This window comes from Kribbella capetownensis, assembly GCF_004331485.1.
In the GTDB taxonomy this organism is placed as follows: domain Bacteria; phylum Actinomycetota; class Actinomycetes; order Propionibacteriales; family Kribbellaceae; genus Kribbella; species Kribbella capetownensis.
Genome location: NZ_SJKD01000011.1, coordinates 38,109 through 56,423, shown reverse-complemented (window position 1 = coordinate 56,423; position 18,315 = coordinate 38,109). Strand labels below are relative to the sequence as shown.

Here is an 18,315-nt window from a genome sequence, read left to right as displayed (position 1 = left end):
GAGGCCAATCCTTGCAAGTTTGCGCAGGTCCGTCCATCGCCTTCGGTTGTCCGCTATACATGGACCACCGATCGGTGAGGGGACAGTGATGGACGCGGATGTGATCGTCGTCGGGGCGGGTCTGGCCGGGCTGGCCGCGACCGCGGAACTGGCCGACGCGGGCCGGAAGGTGCTGCTGCTGGACCAGGAGCCGGAGGCCTCACTCGGCGGTCAGGCGTTCTGGTCGTTCGGCGGCCTGCTGTTCGTCGACTCCCCGGAGCAACGCCGGATGGGCATCAAGGACTCGCGCGATCTCGCGCTGCAGGACTGGCTCGGCTCGGCCGGGTTCGACCGGCTCGACGACGAGGACATGTGGGCCCGGCAATGGGCCGAGGCGTACGTCGACTTCGCCGCCGGCGAGAAGCGTCCGTGGCTGCATGCCCAGGGAGTGCGGTTCTTCCCGGTGGTCGGCTGGGCCGAGCGCGGCGGCTACAACGCGGACGGGCACGGGAACTCGGTGCCCCGCTTCCACATCACCTGGGGCACCGGGCCGGGTCTGGTCACGCCGTTCGAGCGCCGGGTCCGCGAAGCCGAGGCCAAGGGCCTGGTGGAGATCCGGTTCCGGCGTCGGGTGGACGAGTTGACCGTCACCAGCGGAGTGGTCGACGGAGTCGCGGGCAAGGTGCTCGAGCCGAGCGGCGTCGCGCGTGGGGTCGCCAGTTCGCGGGTCGAGGTCGGCGACTTCAGCCTGACCGCGCAGGCCGTGATCGTCACGTCCGGTGGCATCGGCGGCAACCATGACCTCGTCCGCTCGCAGTGGCCGCAGCGGATGGGCGAGCCGCCGAAGCGGATGATCAGCGGCGTCCCCGCGCATGTCGACGGCCGGATGCTCGCGATCACCGAGCAGGCCGGCGGCCGGTACGTGAACCGCGACCGGATGTGGCACTACACCGAAGGCATCCAGAACTGGGACCCGATCTGGCCGATGCACGGCATCCGGATCCTGCCCGGACCGTCGTCGCTGTGGTTCGATGCCACCGGCAAGCGACTGCCGGTGCCGCTGTTCCCCGGGTTCGACACTCTCGGCACGCTCGAACACATCATGCGGACCGGGTACGACTACACCTGGTTCGTGCTGACGCAGAAGATCATCGAGAAGGAGTTCGCGCTCTCCGGCCAGGAGCAGAACCCGGACCTGACCGGCAAGGACATCAAGGGTGTGCTCGGCCGGGCCCGTGGCGGCGCGACCGCGCCGGTGCAGGCGTTCATGGACAAGGGCGCAGACTTCATCGTCCGGGACAACCTGCCCGACCTGGTCCGCGGCATGAACGACCTGACCGGCGACAAGCTGATCGATCTCGACGACCTGGAGCGCCAGATCGTCGCCCGCGACCGCGAGTTGACCAACACGTTCACCAAGGACCTGCAGATCACCGCGCTGCGCGGCGCCCGGCACTATCGCGGCGACAAACTGATCCGGGTCGCGTCGCCGCACCGGATCCTCGATCCGAAGGCCGGCCCGCTGATCGCCGTCCGGCTGAACATCCTGACCCGTAAGTCTCTCGGCGGTCTGCAGACCGATCTGGACTCCCGCGTACTGCGCACCGACGGAACGCCGCTGCCCGGTGTGTACGCCGCCGGCGAGGTGGCCGGTTTCGGTGGCGGCGGCATCCACGGCTACCGATCGCTCGAAGGCACGTTCGTCGGCGGCTGCCTCTTCACCGGCCGTACGGCGGGACGCGCGGCAGCCAAGGCGGTGTCGTAGGAGACCATCCGGAGGCGCACGGTTGTGTGCTCCGACCCTCTGTCTGGCGAAGGAGGCGACTTCTAGCGTGACGCCATGCGCCGCCTCGCGTTGTTCTCAGCCGTCCTGCTGCTCACCGGTGTGACCGTGCCGGCCAGCGCCCATCGTCCGGTCCGGGTTCCCGGTGCCCAGCACCAGGAAGTCGCCCGTCTCGCCGACCTGTCCACGACCGGGACCGCGGCCTCCGGTCACACCAACCCGGCCGACTACGCGGGTCTCACGCACGCGGGTCTGCCGACGCCGTCGGGCATTCCCGGCGTCCAGGTCGACGGGTACTTCCCGGACAACTCGCGCACGAACACCAACCACGGCTGGAACCACGACTCCCAGTTCGTCGTCCGGCTGCCGGATCGGTGGAACGGCGGCCTGGTCGTCTCCGGGTCGCCCGGCGTACGAGCGCAGTACGCGAACGACAAGGCGATCTCGGACTACGTGCTCTCGCTGGGTTATGCGTACGCGGCGACGGACAAGGGCAACACCGGCGCCGAGTTCTACACCGACGGGGTGCGGCCGGGCGACGCGATCGTCGAGTGGAACCTGCGGATGACGCAGCTGACCCGAGCCGCCCGGGCGACCGTCGGGCAGTACTACGATCGCGCGCCGCGCGAGGTGGTTGCCGCAGGCATCTCGAACGGCGGCTACCTGGTCCGCTGGCAGCTCGAGAACCACCCGGAGCTCTACACCCGCGGAGTCGACCTCGAAGGAACGCTGTGGACCGCGAACGGGCCGAACCTGTTCACGTTCCTGCCGCCGGCCATCAGGGGCTACGAGCAACAATCTCCGGAGCTGATCACCGGCGCCGGCTTCGATCCGAAGTCCGGCTTCCTCTGGGACTATCACTACACGGTCTACTGGAAGCTGACCCAGCGCATCTACGCCGCCGAGCTCGATCCGTCGTACACCGGCACCGAAGCCGACTACGACTACGCGCGCCGGCCCGAAGCGCACAAGGCGATCCGGCGGATCGCGCTGACCGGCCGGATCGGCAAGCCGCTGGTCACGATCCAGGGCACCTACGACAGCCTGCTCCCGATCACCCAGGACTCGGACGTGTACGCCGCGATGGCTCGACGTACCGGGCTGCACACGTACCTGCGGGTCGAGGCGGGCAACCACGTCGACGGTCTCGTCGACGCCCACCCCGACCAGCTGGTACCACTCGTCCCCCTGCTGCAGCAAGCGATCAGAACACCATCGTGAGCAGGTCGGCGAACAACTCTTGTTCGTCGATCTCCAGCCCTCGGTTGGTGAACCAGGTCGCCATGTTGTGGCAGTCACGCAGCAGGAACTCCATACCCTTCGGATTGCCGACGATGTCGATCACCTGGGGCAGGTCGATCATCACGATCCGGTCCCCCTGGGCCAGCACGTTGTACGGCGACAGGTCTCCGTGGGCCAACCCCGCCCTGGCCAACTCGCGCATCCCGTCGCGGACCTGCTCGAAGTACTGCCCGAGCAGGTCTTTGGACGGCCGGACCTGGGCCAGCCGTGGCGCCGCCCCGCCTTCACCGTCGTCGATGAACTCCATCAGCAACTCGGTGCCGTCCACTTGCACCGGGTACGGGACCGGCACGCCGGCCTTCCACAACTGACACAGCGCGCCCCACTCCGCGCCCGCCCATTGCCCGGCGGCGACGTTGCGACCGTGTGAGGTCTTCTTCGCCATCGCGCGGGTGTCGCGGCTGTTGCGCGTACGGCGCCCTTCGACGTACGCCGTACTGCGGTGGAAGGACCGGTGTTCCTCGGTGCGGTACCGCTTCGCGGCGAGCAGCGAGGAACGGGCCGGGTTGGCGCCGATGGCTTCGACGGCCCGCTCGACCAGGAAGACGTCGGCTTCCTTGCCGGTTTTGAGGACGCCGAGCTCAGTGTCGATCGCCGCCTGTTCCGTCACTACCCACGAGGGGCGTGGTTCCGGGCCGCGAGAACCGCGCTCGACGTCCAGCCAGGTGGACCAGCGCTGATCCGCGCCCAGTTGCTCGTCGACTTCGGTGAAGCGGAAGACGAACGCGTCGGCCGGATCAGGTTGGGACTCGTCGCCGGTGAGTTCGCCCCAGCGGGAGTCGAGGTCGGAAAGGTTATCGGTGAGATCTTGCTCGGTGGTGCGAAAGACGTCGGAAGACATCCGGTGTGCTCCTGAACTGTGAGGTGAGACTGATGCGGACATGCCGCAGCACAGTGATGGCCATCCGTCAGCCCTCCCTAGGTCCAAGCAGCGTTCGTCGCCGCACAGTTGCTTCAGGATGCACGCCCACTCCGGGACGCGCAACGCATTTACCGGAACTGCGATCTGGCGGTCGGACGCAGCCGCAGGTCCTGGGCCGGCGCGACCGAGCGGCAGACCAGTTCCGGCAGCACTTGCCGCTGCCAGACCGTCGACGCCTCGAGCCGCCGGCGATGCTCGTCGTACGCCGCGTCGTCCGGGAAGCGGGCGAACCAGGCCAGCACGATCTCGTCCCGCAACGGCAGCCCAGGAAAGTTGTTCTCGGCAACGAAAGTCTCGAACACGGCGACCGGCTCCGCGCCGGTGGCGGTCAGGGCCGGTACGGCGTGATCGGTGAAGAACTCGACGAAGCCGTCAGTTGCTGCACCCCGGTGGTAGACGGCTCCGGCGACGACCGAGTCGGGGGCGTCCGTCGTACCTCGCGCTGAGCGGGGTGTGTCCGGCCTGGGATAGGCGGCGCCGAGCTGCACGGGCTTGAGAAGCAGTGCGTTGTCGGAGTCGATCATGGTCCGGTTCGCGGTGGCGGCGTGTTCGCGCCAGATCGGCCCGTAGTAGAAGGCGTTCAGCGCGTCGGCGCGAGTCGGCATGTCGGGGAAGCCGCGGATCCAGACGAACCGGTCCGGCTCGTCGAGGTCGCGGAACTGGCCGACGACGTGCATCCCCGTCGCTTCCTGCCCTTCGACGAAGTGCCGGTCGAAGACGTCGATCAGGGTGTCGCGCTCGCCGGGATGCAGGGTGTACTGCCGCAGGTCCACCACGGCGCAACAGTCGTCCATGGGTCCAGTCCAGCACCGAAACCTGACAGATCCTGTCAGGCTTCGGCACTCGCCCGTACTGCGGCGTCGAGCCGCTCGGCACCGCGCACGATCTCGTCGACGGATGCCGTGCCCGCATAGCTGAGCCGAAGGTGCCCCGTCGGCCCGCCTGGCAGGTAGAAGTTGCGCCCCGGACTGACCGACACGCCCTGGCGAAGCGCTTCGGCCACGACCAGGTCGTCCCGCAAGCCGTCGGGCAAGGAGGTCCAAACGTGATACCCGCCGGGCCGGACCGCGTGAACCGTGAGGTGCGGACACCGATCAACCAGGCTCTGCGTCAGCGTCTCCCGCCGATCCCGCAAGGCTGCAGCCAGCCGGCGCAGATGCGTCGCATAGGAAGGCGAGGTCATCAACTCGAGCGCCGCCTCCTGCATCGGGCGAGGCACGAAGAAACTGTTGACCACATGACTGTCCCGCAGCCGTGCGTACGCCGGGCCACGCGCGGTCACGGCCGAGACCCGCAGGCTCGGTGACGTGGGTTTGGTCAACGACCGGATGTGTACGACGTGACCGTCCGGGTCGTCCGCCGCCAGCGGTTGCGGCAGATCGGGAGCATCGTCGTGCACCAACCGCCGGGTGAAGTCGTCCTCGATCACAAAGGCTCCAGCCGCCCGTACGGCGTCCATCAGCCGGGCACGCCGAGCCGGGGCGAGGACAGCGCCAGTCGGATTCTGGAACAGCGGCTGACACACCAGCACCCGCGCACTGGAACTCGCGAACGCCTCCGCGAGCAACTCGACCCGCAGACCATCCACATCGAGCGGCACCGGCACGCACCGCAGCCCCGCCGCCTCAGCAGCAGCCAGAGTCCCCGGGTACGTCGGTGCTTCCACCAGCACTGCCTGACCCGGCTCGGTCAGCGCCCTGAGTGCGGTCACCAACGCGGTCTGGCCACCCGAACTGATCAGCACGTCATTGGCACTGATCGGCCCCTCGCGTCCACCGATGTCGGCGGCGAACCAGGCTCGCAGCTCGGGAATCCCCTCAGCCGGCGAGCGTGTCCAGGTGCCAGGTCGACGGCCCGCGCGACCCATCGCATCGGCCAGAGCCTTGCTCGGCTGCAGCGACTCGTGCAGGTAACCGACCGAAAGATCCACCACCCCATCCGGCGGCGTCGACAACATTCCCAGCATCGCAGTGGTCTTGGGACGCCGATGGTCATCGAGAGCGCTGTCCTGCCAAGAGACATCCGCCTGAGCGACCCTCCGGCGTAGAGCACGATCGCTGACGAAGACCCCGGATCCCGGACGCGAACTGACGAGCCCCTCGGCCGTCAACACAGTCACGGCCCGCGAGAGGGTGACCGGGCTGACCCCCCAACGCCGGACCAGCGTGCGGCTGGACGGCAGCCGACCGCCCGAGCCGGCCGCGGTCACCTCGGCCCGCAGCCGCCCGACGACAACAGCCAGACTGCTATCGTTGTCCATGACGGCACACGATAGCGCTACTGTCCCGAGTCGAGAAGCGATACCGACCAGAGCCGGGACCATCGCAGCCCTCGTCGCCGTCGCGTCCTTCTCCTTGAGCTTCCCGGCCACAGTGTGGACGACCAGAGGCATGGGTCCGTGGACGGCCACCGGTGCTCGCGGCCTCCTGGCCGGCATCCTCGCCGCCGTACTGCTCGCCGCTCTCCGCGTCCGCCGACCCGAACGCAAGGACCTTCCTGGTCTGCTGATCGTTGCGGGTGGGTGCGTTATCGGCTTTCCGTTGCTGACCACGCTGGCCTTGCAGACCTCGACCACCGCCCACTCCGCCGTCGTTGTCGGTCTTCTGCCGATAGCGACGGCCTCGGCATCGGGCCTGCTGACCAGGCGCCGGCTGCCGGCGACGTTCTGGCTTGCTGCGTGTGCGGGCGCGGCGGCCGTGGTGGTCTTCACCCTCAGCCAGCATCACGGGTCCGTTTCAGTCGCAGACCTGTATCTGCTGGCCGCTCTGGTCGTCTGTGCGCTCGGCTATGCCGAAGGCGGCCGGCTCGCCGGGCATCTGCCCGGCTGGCACGTGATCGCCTGGGCCGTCGTACTTGCCTCACCAGTCAGCATCGCGATCACGCTGATCGCCGTACCGCGGGAGCCGTTGCATCCGTCGGCGTCGAGTCTGCTCGGACTTGCTTACATTGCTGGGATTTCGCAACTCGGCGGGTTCGTCGTCTGGTACCGCGGCATGGGCATCATCGGTGTCGCGAAGGCCAGTCAGTTGCAACTCGCCCAGCCGCTGCTGACGCTGGTGTGGTCGGTGCTGCTGATGAACGAGCGGCTGCCGGTGACCGCGCCGATCACCGCGGTCGTCGTACTGCTGTGCATCGTCGCGACCCAGCGAGCGCGGACCTGAGGTGTTTCAAACACCTGTAACACCTCGCTACTTGAAACCAGCCGCTGAGTTTGATCTGGTGGAGCTAGTGGTTCAGCCCTGATGCCACCCGACCTGCACGATACGACGACACGACGAGGTCCCTCCCGTGACGATCGCAGCTGTCAGCGTTGAGGATTCCAAGCAGCGCATTGCCGAAACCACCCACGAGCTCCTGCTCGAAGCCCATGAGGTGCCGGATCCGCGGCACCAGGAACTGCTCGACGAGGTTGTGATTCTGAACGCACCCGTCGCCCGCTCGATCGCCTCGCGGTACCGCAGCAAGGGCGTGGACCCCGACGATCTCGAGCAGGTCGCCTACCTCGGTCTGGTGAAGGCCGCGAACGGCTACCGGCCGGACGCGTCCACCGCCTTCCTCTCGTACGCCGTACCGACGATCAGGGGCGAGCTGAAGCGGTACTTCCGCGACTGCGCCTGGACTGTCCGGCCGCCGCGCCGCGTGCAGGAGATGCAGGGCAGCATCGCGGCCGCGGAGCCTGAGCTGATCCAGCGCCTCGGACACGTGCCCAGCGCCGAGGAGACTGCGGAAGCGCTCGGCACCGACCCGGCCGAGATCGCCGAGGCCAGTTCGGTCCGCGGCTGCTTCAGCACGCTGTCGCTGGACGCGCCCGGCACGGTCGACGGCACGATCAGCCTGCTCGACACGGTCGCCGACGACGAGGGCGGCTACGACCTGGTCGAGGACGTCCACACCCTCACGCCGGCCGTGGCGAACCTCGGCGACCGGGACAAGCGGATCCTCGAACTCCGGTTCCGCAACGGGCTCACGCAGGAGGAGATCGGCCACGAGCTGGGTGTCAGCCAGATGCAGGTGTCCCGGTTGCTCCGCGGCATCCTGGAGCGGCTGCGCGCCGAACTGGTCGTGCGTCCCGGCCCCACCAAGGGGTAATTCCGGGTAGCGTCGCCGCCATGGACTTCGAGGAGGCGGCGGATGCGCTCTACGCGGCGCCGGCTGCGGATTTCATTGCTACTCGCAACGAGCTGGCCAAGCAGCTGAAGGCGGACGGCGACCAGCTCGGGTCGACCCGGTTGAAGGCGATGCGCAAGCCGACGGTCGCGGCCTGGGTGACGAACCTGATCGCCCGCAAGCTGCCCGACGAGCTCGATGACTTGCTCGCGCTCGGCGACGAGTTCCGCGAGGCGACCGCCGATCTGGACGGCGACCGGCTGCGCGAGCTGACACCGCGACGGCACCAGTTGCTGGACAAGCTGGCCAAAGAGGCCGCCCAGGTCGCCAGTGACGAAGGTCAGAAGGTGAGCGCTGACGTCGGGCAGAAGCTTCGCGAGACGCTCGATGCCGCGCTGGTGGATCCGGCCGCGGGTGACGCCGTACGGGAAGGCCGGTTGAGCAGCGCGCTGCGGCACGTCGGTTTCGGTGTCGTCGACGAAGCGGGCGAACCGACCAACGTCACCCCGCTCACCGACGAGCGCCGCCAGGCCGCCCGCGACCGGCGTAAGGCGCAGCAGGCCGAGGCCGACGAGGAAACGGCTGCTGCCCGGAAGAAGCGCGAGGCCGCGGACCGCAAGGAGGAGGAACGCGAGGCCGCCGAGAAGGCGAAGGCCAAGAAGGCGTTCGAGGACGCCGTCGCCGCGGCCCAGGAGGCCGAATCCACGGTCGAGGATCTCGACACCCAGCTCGACAACGCGCGCGAGGCCCTGGCCGAGGCCCAGGAGCTGGTACGGCGGCTGGGCGGGGAGCTGGACGACGCCCGCCGGGCCGCCCGCGACGCGCAGAAGGAGAGCCGGGAGGCGCGCAAGCGGTACAACCGGCTCTGAACTGGGTACCGGCGGGGGCGGTACGAGAGGAGAGACGGATGGCGCGGTCGATCTGGAGTGGATTCATCACGTTCGGACTGGTCTCGGTGCCGGTCGGGCTCTACAGCGCCACCGACGAGCACCAGCTCGACTTCCACCAGTTCCAGAAGGGCACCTCGGACCGGATCCGCTACAAGCGGGTGAACGAGCGCACCGGCCGGGAAGTGGACTTCGACAAGATCGTCAAGGGTCACGACGTCGGCGGCGGCGAGTTCGTCATCGTCGAGCCGGACGAGCTGGACGAGATCGCGCCGGGCAAGTCCCGGGCGCTGGAGATCTCCACCTTCGTCGACCTGGACGACATCGACCCGATCCACTTCCAGAAGAGCTACTACCTGGGTCCCAAGGACGGCGACAACGCGTCGTCGTACGCACTGCTGCGGGACGCGCTGGCGAAGACGAACCGGGCCGGGATCGCGAAGTTCGTGATGCGCGGCAAGGAGTACCTGGCCACGATCCGGGCCAAGGACAAGGTCCTGGTGCTGGAGACGATGTTCTTCGCCGACGAGATCCGCGATCCGGCCGACGAGCTGGACGACCTGCCGGGCAAGTCGTCGGCGGGCAAGCAGTTGTCGATGGCGACCGACCTGATCGAGGCGATGAGTGGCGAGTGGAAACCGTCCGCCTACAAGGACACCTACACCGAGCGGGTGAAGGAACTGGTCGTGTCCAAGCACAAGGGCAAGGAGGTCGTCTTCGCGGAGGAGGAGCCGCAGGCCACCAACCCGACCGACCTGGTCGCCGCGCTGCGCGCCAGCGTCGAGTCCGCACGCAAGTCCCGCGGCACGCGGAAGACCACCGCGAAGAAGAAGACCACGGCGAAGAAGGCGACCGCCAAGAAGGCCGCGAGGAGCAAGAAGAAGGCGGCCTGACTCACAGGGCGGTCGGGCCGTCTCCTGGAGTCGGGAGCAGGTAGCTGCTCGGATTCGCGGGCGCGCCGGCCTCCAGCCAACGGTGGAAGCCGTCGGGGTTGCGGCGCTCGAATTCGTCGAGGCAGATCCGGCGTACCTCGGCGACTGCCTGGCGGTCGCGTGGGCCGGCACCTTGGGCGAGCTGGGTGGCGGTCTCGGTCCAGACACCGCACAATTCCTCGATGCTGAGCGGGCACTGCAGCGACGCGATCAGCGCCTCGTCCTCGAACCCCTGCTTCTCGGTCAACCGCTCGAGCTTCCGCTGCCGCCGCGACGGACGGTGCCGCCGTTCTGGCAGGACCAGGTCGAGCAGCACGAACAGCGTCGCCGCGACCAGCGCCACCGCGAACCCGACCGCACCCCAGGCCAGCAGACGTGCCAGCCCTGGCAGGCACAGCACAGCAGCGGCCGCAGTGGCCGCGACCGTCGCCGACGACTGGTACGGCGCTTCGTCCGACACGTGCCGGATCACCGCGGCCAGCGGCCAGACCAGTGCGAACACAACGGTCAGCAGGATCACGGCCGCGAGCGGACCCAGCAGCAGGATGCCCGCGAGCACCCCGGCTGTCCCCACACCGAGTCCGGCAGCGATCGCCATCCGCCGCATCAACGCGGAATGACCCCTCACCGGAACTCACTCGTCGCCACAGAACACCTCACGTGTCACCCACCCCGTAACCACACCTCTACCCCAGAGAACGAACAGCCCCTCTGCACCGTTCCCCACCCGGGGGCCGCGCAATCAGGCGGCAGTGGGCGAGTCGGCCGGCGTGACGGGATGGTCCAGCGGATGAGCGATCTCGTCCGACGGCATCCGGCCGAAGTACACGACCAACAGTGACACCACTGCCGGGCCGACACCAGCGACGACGAACACCGCGGTCAGTCCGAACACAGCACCTGCCGGTCCGGCCAGCGCCATCGACAACGGCAGCAGCAAGACGAAGAAGTCCAGGCTGGCGATGCGTCCGCGCAAGCGGTCCGGCACCCGGCGCTGCAGCAACGTCCCTTCGAGTCCGTTCGCCGCGAGCAGCTCGTCGGCAGGCAGCAGCTTCGGCACCAGCGCCGTGTACGCCGGGATCAGGAACGCCTCCCCGGCACCGCAGCGGCGCGACCCGGCTGGTCGGGAAGCTCGAGGACAAGGACGGCTGGCCGGTCCGCCGGAACACGCCCGAGGACCGCCGGGCCACCTGGGCCGAGCTCACGCCGGCCGGGCGGGAGGCGCTCGCGGCTGCCCAACCCGTGGTCGAAGCTGTGGTCTCGACGTTCTTCGCCGATCATGTATCAGATGAGGACCTTCGACGCGCGAGTCGCATCCTGGACGTCCTGGCCGACGCCAACCCGAACGACGACGGCTTCGACTGCGGACTCTGACCGCGCCCACCCCGCCCCGGCCGACGCAGGATCCGCGCAGTGACCGCCGTCGACGAGCGGTACGCCGAGCGCGTCCGCGCCCTCAAGCCCGTCCCGAGTGACTACACGGCCGACCAGCTCAGGACCCTGTACGACGCTCAGCTCGGCAGCCGGCATGCGGACCTGGCAGCCCGCTGGATGCAGTCTCGGGGTCAGGGCTACTACACGATCGGATCCGCCGGCCACGAGGGGAACGCCGCGGTCGCCGCCGCGCTCCGGCCCACCGATCCGGCGCTGCTGCACTACCGCTCCGGCGCGTTCTACCTCGCCCGCGCCGACCAGGCCGGATCGAAGGAAGGGCTGCGCGACATCCTGCTCGGGGTCGCGGCCGCGACCAGTGAGCCGATCGCCGGCGGCCGGCACAAGGTGTTCGGCCGGCACGACCTTGCCATCATCCCGCAGACGTCGACGATCGCGTCCCACCTGCCGCGGGCGATGGGTGTCGCGTTCTCGCTGGCCCGCGCGGCGAAGCTCGGCGTACCGTCGCCGTGGCCGTCCGACGCGATCGTGGTGACCAGCTTCGGCGACGCGTCGGCGAACCACTCGACCGCGACCGGCGCGATCAACGCCGCGCTGCACGCGTCGTACCAGGGCCTGCCGATGCCGTTGCTGCTGGTCTGTGAGGACAACGGGATCGGGATCAGCGTGCGGACCCCGGATGGCTGGATTCGGCAGGCCTACGGGTCGCGACCCGGCCTGCGGTACTTCGATGCCGACGGCACCGATGTCGCCGCGGCACTGACGATGGCGACCGAGGCGGCGACGTTCGTCCGGCGGAACCGGCGGCCTGCCTTCCTCCGCCTGCGGACCGTCCGGCTGCTCGGCCACGCCGGCTCCGACGTGGAAGCGGCGTACCGTTCACCGGCCGAACTGGTCGCCGACGAGGAACTGGACCCGCTGCTCGGTACGGCGCGACTCCTGCTGGGCGCCGGTCTGGACGCGGCCGACGTGATCGAGCTGTATGAGGACAAGCGGTCAGAGGTGATGCGGATCGCGGCCGAGGTCTCCGGCCTGCCGCAACTGTCGTCCGCCGAGGCCGTCGCCTCCCCACTGCGGTTCCCCGACCCCGAGGCGGTCGCGGAGTCGTTGCCCCAGCCCAGCCGTACGACGGAACGGTTGACGCTGAGCCAGTCGATCAACCGCGCCCTGGCCGACGTACTGGCGTCGTACCCGGAGGCGATGGTGTTCGGTGAGGACGTCGGCCGCAAGGGCGGCGTGTACGGCGTCACCCGCGGACTGCAGAAGTCGTTCGGACCGGCCCGGGTGTTCGACACGCTGCTGGACGAGCAGTCGATCCTCGGTCTCGGACTCGGCGCCGGCGTCTCGGGGTTGCTGCCGATCCCGGAGATCCAGTACCTGGCGTATCTGCACAATGCCGAGGACCAGTTGCGCGGCGAGGCGGCGTCGCTGAAGTTCTTCTCGCAGGAGCAGTACTCGAATCCGCTGGTGCTGCGGGTCGCGGGCTACGGCTACCAGAAGGGGTTCGGCGGCCACTTCCACAACGACGACGCGATCGCCGTACTGCGGGACATCCCGGGACTCGTGATCGCGTCACCCTCCCGGCCGGACGACGCGGCCGCGATGCTGCATGCTTGCGCCGCGGCGGGGCGATCGTGCGGCACGGTCAGCGTGTTCCTCGAGCCGATCGCGCTCTATCACCGGCGCGATCTGTACGAGGACGGCGACGACCAGTGGCTGACGCCGTACCCGAGCGAACCGGTGCCGATCGGACGCGGCCGGACGTACGGCGAAGGGACGGAGTTGACTCTGATCACCTTCGGCAACGGTCTGCCGATGAGTCTGCGGGTGGCTGCGCGGGTGCCCGGTCTCCGAGTGCTCGACCTGCGCTGGCTGGCGCCGCTGCCGGTCGAGGATTTGTTGCGCGAGGCAACCGCCACCGGACGCGTGCTCGTCGTCGACGAGACCCGGCGATCCGGTGGCGTATCCGAAGGCGTCCTGGCCGCGCTGATCGACCACGGCTACACCGGCCGGCTGGCCCGGGTGGCATCGGAGGACTCGTTCGTCCCGCTCGGCGATGCGTCCCGTCAGGTGCTGCTCAGCGAGCGGACGATCGAGATCGCGGTTCGCGAACTGCTCAGGTGAACAGCCGCTGCCAGAGCGACTTCTTCGGCGGGGCGTCCGCAGACTGGGCGCCTGACGGCTTGCGCACCGGCTCGGGCCGATCCGCCTTCCACTGCGCCAGGACCGCCTCCTCGTCGACAGTTCCGACCGGGACGACCGGGCCGGTGGTGTCGCGGATGCTGACCAGGATGCGCTTGTTCAGATCCGCGAGGTAGTCGCGCACCTCGGACTCCTTGCGCATCCGGGCGACGGTCTGCTGGACCTTCTGCTTCTCCTTGCGCAGCAGAACCGCGGGCGGCAGCAGGGCTTCGGAGTCGATCTGTTCCCGGCGGATGAAGTCCTTGACCCACCAGTCCGGGTCGTGCGGATTGGCCAACTTGGTCAGCGGTTTGCCCTGACCCGCGAGGTCGTCGAACTCGCCCCGCTTCTGGGCCTGCTGGATCTGGGCCTCGACCCAGTCCTGCTGCGACATGTTGGCTGGCTTGCGCTCGGTCATGCCCACACCTCATCTGTCTCATCGACAGTTGCTTCCGGGCGTCAGCCTACCGGCTTGTGAATGCAATCACAAGACATACTGGGGAGGTGGACCTGACCGACGAACAGATCGCGGCGATGACTCCGGCCGAGCGGCGGGACCTGATCCTGCGGCTGGCGCCGAGGGAACCGGCGGGGCTGCCGTCGCTGCGGACGATCGAGCGGATCCGCAAGTGGCGGACCGTGCTGATGCTGCTCTGCGCGCTCGCGCTGATCCCCTGGACCGTCTATCTGGGCATGACCCTGCCCAGCCACTACGTCGCCCGGAACTGGGTCGCCACCTGGGTCGGCTTCGACATCCTGCTGCTGACCATGCTGGTGCTGACCGCGCTGGCCGGCTGGAAGCGCAAGCAACTGGTCTTCCCGACCGCGTTCGCGACCGGCGTCCTGCTGATCTGCGACGCCTGGTTCGACACGATGACGAGCCATCGCGGCGCCGACCTCACCCAGGCGCTGCTGAGCGCCTTCCTGGTCGAGCTCCCGCTGGCCTTCATCCTGATCGCCGGCCCGCTCCGCCTGCTCCGGTACGTCGCGATCCGGCACGGCATGATCAGCCCGAAGTCGCACCTGTGGCGAATGCCGATCCCGGATCTCTACCCCGGCCAGAAGATGCCACCCGACCACCCCTGACCACCCCACCCCGGCCCGTCCCGCACCGGCCCGTCCCGCACCGGCCCGTCTGGTGGGTTGACCCACCAGACGGTGGGTTCGCCCACCGGAACCCACGTGGCCAACCCACCGCCTCATGGGCCAACCCATGAGGCGCGGTTGGCAGGGGTGGAGTCGGTGAGTGAGGGTGGTGGCAGGCGTACGAGTGACGAAGGAGTGCGAATGGCCGTTGAGGTGCTGTCCGTTGTCGGTGGCGAGCGAGTGGCGGAAGCGGTACGGCGTACTCCGTCGACCAACCCGGCCCAGCTGAGCGATGTGGTGGGGAGGGTCGGCAGCGCGGGGCCCGAGGTTCTCGTCCGGGCCGCCCAGGCTGCCCGGGACGCCCAGGTCGCGTGGGCCGCGACGCCCGCTCCGCAGCGCGGTCAGGTGATCGCGAACGTGGGCCGGCTGATGACCGCCAACAAGGAGCGGCTGGCCGCGCTCGTCACCCGCGAGATCGGCAAGCCGATCGCGGAGGCGCGCGGTGAGGTGCAGGAGATCATCGACACCTGCGACTTCTTCGTCGGCGAGGGGCGACGGCTGTACGGCCAGACGGTTCCGTCGGAGATGCCCGACAAACAGTTGTTCACATTCCGCCGTCCGGTCGGCACTGTGGTCGTGATCACGGCCGGCAACTTCCCGGTCGCCGTACCGTCCTGGTACATCGTGCCGGCGCTGTTGTGCGGCAACACGGTCGTGTGGAAGCCAGCGGAGTACTCCGCCGTGGTGTCCGACGCGTTCTACGAGATCTTCGCGCATTCCGGCGTACCGGCCGGAGTCTTCAACGTCGTGTACGCCGATGGGCCGGACACGTTCACCGGACTCGAGCAGGCGCTGCAGGCCGGGCTGGTCAACAAGGTCGGCTTCACCGGATCCAGCGCCGTCGGCAGCCGGATCGGCGAGCTGTGCGGCCGCCATCTGCAGACGCCGTGCCTCGAGCTCGGCGGCAAGAACCCGATGGTGATCACCGAGGACGCCGACCTCGACCTGGCCGTCGAGGGCGCGCTGTTCTCCGGCTTCGGTACGGCGGGTCAGCGGTGCACCTCGCTCGGTACGGTCATCGTGCACGAGTCGGTGCACGATGACTTCGTCGCGCGCTTCAGCCGTGCGGTCGCGGACGCCGCGATGGGTGATCCGGCGCGGGACGTGCTGTTCGGTCCGTTGCTGGACGAGAAGTTCGCCGCCGGGTTCGAGAAGTCGCTGGGCTGGATCGCGGCTCACCACCAGGTGATCGGCGCGACCGGCCGGGTCACGGCGGACAGCCCGCGGTCCGGATTCGTCGGGGACCCCGCGGCCGGGCTGTTCTACCACCCGGTGATCGTCGACGGCGTCCGTGCGGACGACGAGTTGTTCATGAACGAGACGTTCGGTCCGGTCGTCGGCATCACGACGTACTCGGCCCTCGACGAGGCGATTGCCCTCGGCAACAAATCGAGGTACGGCCTGTCCAGTTCGATCTACACCACCGATCCGAACAAGGCGTTCCGGTTCGCGCAGGGCATCTCGGCCGGCATGGTGAGCGTGAACAACTCGACCTCCGGTGCTGAGGCGCACCTGCCGTTCGGCGGCAACGGGAAGTCGGGCAACGGCTCCCGGCAGAGCGGCATCTGGGTGCTCGACCAGTTCACCCGGTGGCAGTCGCTGAACTGGGACTACTCGGGCAAGCTGCAGAAGGCGCAGATGGATACCGAGACGGTCGAGGCCGACCTCTCCTTCCTGTTGCCCTGATGGCCGCGGTCCTGCCGGACGCCGCCGACGTGGTGATCGTCGGCGGCGGCGTGATGGGCGCGAGCATCGCGTTCCATCTCGCCGAGGCCGGGGTGGAACGCGTGCTGCTGCTGGAGCGGAACGAGCTCGGTTCCGGTTCCACGTCCAAGGCGGCCGGCGGGGTCCGCGCCAACTTCTCGGACGAGCTCAACATCGCGTTGGGAGCACGCAGCCTGGAGGCCTTCGCGCGATTCGGCGAGCGACCCGGTCAGGAGATCGACCTGCACCGGGTCGGCTATCTGTTCCTGCTGGAGACCGCCGACCAGCTCGAGTTGTTCCGCGAGAGCACCCGCCTGCAGAACGCCGCCGGTCAACCGACCCGGATGATCGACGTCGACGAAGCCGTGCGGCTCGCGCCGATCGTCGCCCCGGACGGCCTGGCCGGCGCGTGCTTCTCCCCGGCTGACGGGCACTGTACGCCGGAGTCCGTCGTACTCGGGTATGCGACGGCCGCCCGTCGGCTCGGCGCGACGCTCGTCACCGGTTGCGAAGTACTCGGCATCGAGGCGAACGGCAACGCCATCCGCGCGGTCCGCACCAGCCGTGGCGACGTACGGACCGGCACAGTGATCTGCGCGGCGGGTGCGTGGTCCGCGGAGCTCGCCGTACCGCTCGGGGTCGACCTGCCGGTCACGCCGCTGCGCCGGCAGATCGTCGTGACCGAGGCGATCCCGAAGCTGCCGCCGAGCATGCCGATGACGATCGACTTCAGCAGCACCTTCTACTTCCACTGCGAGGGACCCGGTCTGCTGGTCGGAATGTCGGATCCGGACGAGGAGCCGGGCTTCCATCTGGACCGCACCGAGACCTGGCTGCCGCGGCTGACCGCCGCGATGGAACGCCGCGCGCCGTCCCTGCTCGACGTCGGCCTGACCGGCGGCTGGGCCGGACTCTACGAAGTGACTCCGGACCACAACGCGCTGATCGGCGAGGCCGGCACCGTGTCCCGGTTCCTCTACGCCACCGGCTTCTCCGGTCACGGCTTCCTGCAGGGACCTGCGGTCGGCGAGATCATCCGCGACCTCTACCTGGGCCGCGAGCCGTTCGTCGACATCAGCCCGCTGGACGCGCGCCGGTTCCGGTACGACGGCCCCCGCGCTGAGTGGAACGTGGTCTGATCAGGGCTCGTTGCGCGGATCGTCGGCCGGGTCGTCCGGCCAGTTGTCCGGGTCGCACCACTCCGGGTCCCAGCCGCGCTGGATGCAGTACTGCCGGAGGATTTCCTCGCGGGTCGGTGTGGTGGTGCTCGGCTGCGGCGGCTTCGTGGTCCTGGTCGTCCGGGTCGGCTTCGGAACCGGCTTGTCCTCCGCCTTCTCGGTGGTCCGGGTCTTCGTCGGCCGCTGGGTCGGCTGGGTCGTCTTCGTGGTCGGCGGCACGGTCGTCTTCTGGACCCGCGGTGGGACCGAGGTGGGCTGCGTCGTCCGCGGCGGCACGACCGGAGTCGCCGAGGGCGTCGCCGAACGGTCGTCGACCGCCGGGACCGCCTGCGAGTCACCGGAGTCTCCGCTGAACAGGCCGATCGCGGACAACGCCCAGAAGTTGACACCGAGGAACAGCACCGCGGCGCCGATCCCGGCGTACAGCACTCGGCGGGACGGGCCGGCGTACCGGCCGATCGGACCGCGGACCGGGTTGCCCTTGCCGTCGATCCAGAACCGCCAGCCTTCCGGCGGCGGTGGCCAGGACGGGTCGGGACGCCAGGTCTTCGGTGGGACCCAACTACGGCGGGGCGGCGACGGCCAGGTCGGAGGGACCACGAACCGCTTCAACGAACTCCTCCATCTCCGCCCGGACCACGTCAGGCTAGTGGATCGGCCGGTGCGGCCGACAGCCCGGCCAGGTCAGCTCTTCGTTCAGAATCCCCGCCCGCACCCAGACCAACGACACAAACCCACCGCAAGCTACTTGCGGCTTGCGAACCGCCCGCGTGTCGCACTGGCTTTTTCGATCAACCCATGG

At 68.9% G+C, this 18,315-nt stretch carries 18 protein-coding genes; 11 read left to right on the top strand and 7 right to left on the bottom strand.

The window, feature by feature from the left end:
- Positions 1–88: 88 nt before the first annotated feature.
- Both E0H75_RS36750 and E0H75_RS36745 read left to right on the top strand, forming a co-directional pair.
- The gene (locus E0H75_RS36750; protein ID WP_131518334.1) at positions 89–1,744 is read left to right on the top strand and encodes an FAD-binding dehydrogenase; all 1,656 of its coding nucleotides are present in this window, start codon (positions 89–91) and stop codon (positions 1,742–1,744) included.
- A gap of 75 nt (positions 1,745–1,819) precedes the next feature.
- Complete coding sequence (locus E0H75_RS36745) at positions 1,820–2,983, top strand: alpha/beta hydrolase family protein (RefSeq protein WP_131518333.1); 1,164 nt, start codon at positions 1,820–1,822, stop codon at positions 2,981–2,983.
- Here E0H75_RS36745 and E0H75_RS36740 read toward each other — a convergent pair.
- The 3 genes from E0H75_RS36740 to E0H75_RS36730 all read right to left on the bottom strand — a co-directional run bounded on the left by E0H75_RS36740 (position 2,967) and on the right by E0H75_RS36730 (position 6,246).
- Positions 2,967–3,905: a serine protein kinase RIO gene (locus tag E0H75_RS36740; RefSeq protein ID WP_131518332.1), complete on the bottom strand. Its 939-nt coding sequence runs from the start codon at positions 3,903–3,905 to the stop codon at positions 2,967–2,969. The two genes, E0H75_RS36745 and E0H75_RS36740, sit on opposite strands and share 17 nt — an antisense overlap.
- Positions 3,906–4,054: 149 nt before the next feature.
- Entirely contained in the window at positions 4,055–4,780 is a 726-nt protein-coding gene (locus tag E0H75_RS36735; protein ID WP_165554301.1) for an NIPSNAP family protein, read from the bottom strand.
- 35 nt (positions 4,781–4,815) lie between these two features.
- Positions 4,816–6,246: an aminotransferase-like domain-containing protein gene (locus E0H75_RS36730; protein ID WP_131518331.1), complete on the bottom strand. Its 1,431-nt coding sequence runs from the start codon at positions 6,244–6,246 to the stop codon at positions 4,816–4,818.
- On the opposite strand from E0H75_RS36730, the gene E0H75_RS36725 reads away from it, so the two are divergent.
- The 4 genes from E0H75_RS36725 to ku all read left to right on the top strand — a co-directional run bounded on the left by E0H75_RS36725 (position 6,245) and on the right by ku (position 9,873).
- Complete coding sequence (locus E0H75_RS36725; RefSeq protein WP_131518330.1) at positions 6,245–7,147, top strand: DMT family transporter; 903 nt, start codon at positions 6,245–6,247, stop codon at positions 7,145–7,147. The genes E0H75_RS36730 and E0H75_RS36725 overlap by 2 nt on opposite strands.
- 127 nt (positions 7,148–7,274) lie before the next feature.
- Complete coding sequence (locus E0H75_RS36720; RefSeq protein ID WP_238163496.1) at positions 7,275–8,075, top strand: sigma-70 family RNA polymerase sigma factor; 801 nt, start codon at positions 7,275–7,277, stop codon at positions 8,073–8,075.
- A 20-nt stretch (positions 8,076–8,095) separates the two neighbouring features.
- Positions 8,096–8,962 carry a hypothetical protein gene (locus tag E0H75_RS36715; RefSeq protein WP_131518328.1) on the top strand — a complete coding sequence of 289 codons (867 nt, stop codon included), beginning with the start codon at positions 8,096–8,098 and terminating at the stop codon, positions 8,960–8,962.
- Between the two features lie 38 nt (positions 8,963–9,000).
- Positions 9,001–9,873, top strand: coding sequence for a non-homologous end joining protein Ku (gene ku, locus E0H75_RS36710; protein WP_131518327.1), 873 nt, complete (start codon positions 9,001–9,003; stop codon positions 9,871–9,873).
- 1 nt (position 9,874) lies between these two features.
- Here the strand turns inward: ku and E0H75_RS36705 are convergent, their stop codons facing one another.
- Complete coding sequence (locus E0H75_RS36705; protein WP_238163495.1) at positions 9,875–10,540, bottom strand: hypothetical protein; 666 nt, start codon at positions 10,538–10,540, stop codon at positions 9,875–9,877.
- Between the two features lie 114 nt (positions 10,541–10,654).
- Entirely contained in the window at positions 10,655–10,972 is a 318-nt protein-coding gene (locus E0H75_RS36700; RefSeq protein ID WP_238163494.1) for a hypothetical protein, read from the bottom strand.
- Between the two features lie 182 nt (positions 10,973–11,154).
- Between E0H75_RS36700 and E0H75_RS44735 the strand changes: the two genes are divergently transcribed.
- Together E0H75_RS44735 and E0H75_RS36690 are read left to right on the top strand one after the other, a co-directional pair.
- Positions 11,155–11,286, top strand: coding sequence for a hypothetical protein (locus E0H75_RS44735; protein ID WP_272948958.1), 132 nt, complete (start codon positions 11,155–11,157; stop codon positions 11,284–11,286).
- Positions 11,287–11,325: 39 nt separating this feature from the next.
- Positions 11,326–13,428 (top strand): thiamine pyrophosphate-dependent enzyme, encoded by a 2,103-nt coding sequence (locus tag E0H75_RS36690; RefSeq protein ID WP_131518326.1) that lies wholly within the window; start codon positions 11,326–11,328, stop codon positions 13,426–13,428.
- Here E0H75_RS36690 and E0H75_RS36685 read toward each other — a convergent pair.
- Positions 13,421–13,903, bottom strand: a complete 483-nt coding sequence (locus tag E0H75_RS36685) for a DnaJ family domain-containing protein (protein WP_131518325.1) — start codon at positions 13,901–13,903, stop codon at positions 13,421–13,423. The genes E0H75_RS36690 and E0H75_RS36685 overlap by 8 nt on opposite strands.
- A gap of 86 nt (positions 13,904–13,989) precedes the next feature.
- Between E0H75_RS36685 and E0H75_RS36680 the strand changes: the two genes are divergently transcribed.
- The 3 genes from E0H75_RS36680 to E0H75_RS36670 all read left to right on the top strand — a co-directional run bounded on the left by E0H75_RS36680 (position 13,990) and on the right by E0H75_RS36670 (position 17,474).
- Positions 13,990–14,571, top strand: coding sequence for a hypothetical protein (locus E0H75_RS36680; RefSeq protein ID WP_202873363.1), 582 nt, complete (start codon positions 13,990–13,992; stop codon positions 14,569–14,571).
- A gap of 201 nt (positions 14,572–14,772) precedes the next feature.
- Positions 14,773–16,317, top strand: coding sequence for an aldehyde dehydrogenase family protein (locus E0H75_RS36675; RefSeq protein WP_131518324.1), 1,545 nt, complete (start codon positions 14,773–14,775; stop codon positions 16,315–16,317).
- The gene (locus E0H75_RS36670) at positions 16,317–17,474 is read left to right on the top strand and encodes an NAD(P)/FAD-dependent oxidoreductase (protein WP_202873362.1); all 1,158 of its coding nucleotides are present in this window, start codon (positions 16,317–16,319) and stop codon (positions 17,472–17,474) included. Before E0H75_RS36675 ends, E0H75_RS36670 begins: the two co-directional genes overlap by 1 nt.
- On the opposite strand, the gene E0H75_RS43775 is transcribed toward E0H75_RS36670, so the two are convergent.
- Positions 17,475–18,125: a hypothetical protein gene (locus E0H75_RS43775; RefSeq protein WP_202873361.1), complete on the bottom strand. Its 651-nt coding sequence runs from the start codon at positions 18,123–18,125 to the stop codon at positions 17,475–17,477.
- Positions 18,126–18,315: the final 190 nt, after the last annotated feature.

Coding starts and splice junctions, on each gene's coding strand:
- E0H75_RS36735 (WP_165554301.1), bottom strand. CDS start 4,780: ATGGACGACTGTTGCGCCGTGGTGGACCTGCGGCAGTACACCCTGCAT.
- E0H75_RS36725 (WP_131518330.1), top strand. CDS start 6,245: ATGACGGCACACGATAGCGCTACTGTCCCGAGTCGAGAAGCGATACCG.
- ku (WP_131518327.1), top strand. CDS start 9,001: ATGGCGCGGTCGATCTGGAGTGGATTCATCACGTTCGGACTGGTCTCG.
- E0H75_RS36675 (WP_131518324.1), top strand. CDS start 14,773: ATGGCCGTTGAGGTGCTGTCCGTTGTCGGTGGCGAGCGAGTGGCGGAA.
- E0H75_RS36750 (WP_131518334.1), top strand. CDS start 89: ATGGACGCGGATGTGATCGTCGTCGGGGCGGGTCTGGCCGGGCTGGCC.
- E0H75_RS36740 (WP_131518332.1), bottom strand. CDS start 3,905: ATGTCTTCCGACGTCTTTCGCACCACCGAGCAAGATCTCACCGATAAC.
- E0H75_RS36745 (WP_131518333.1), top strand. CDS start 1,820: ATGCGCCGCCTCGCGTTGTTCTCAGCCGTCCTGCTGCTCACCGGTGTG.
- E0H75_RS36730 (WP_131518331.1), bottom strand. CDS start 6,246: ATGGACAACGATAGCAGTCTGGCTGTTGTCGTCGGGCGGCTGCGGGCC.
- E0H75_RS36715 (WP_131518328.1), top strand. CDS start 8,096: ATGGACTTCGAGGAGGCGGCGGATGCGCTCTACGCGGCGCCGGCTGCG.
- E0H75_RS36685 (WP_131518325.1), bottom strand. CDS start 13,903: ATGACCGAGCGCAAGCCAGCCAACATGTCGCAGCAGGACTGGGTCGAG.
- E0H75_RS36670 (WP_202873362.1), top strand. CDS start 16,317: ATGGCCGCGGTCCTGCCGGACGCCGCCGACGTGGTGATCGTCGGCGGC.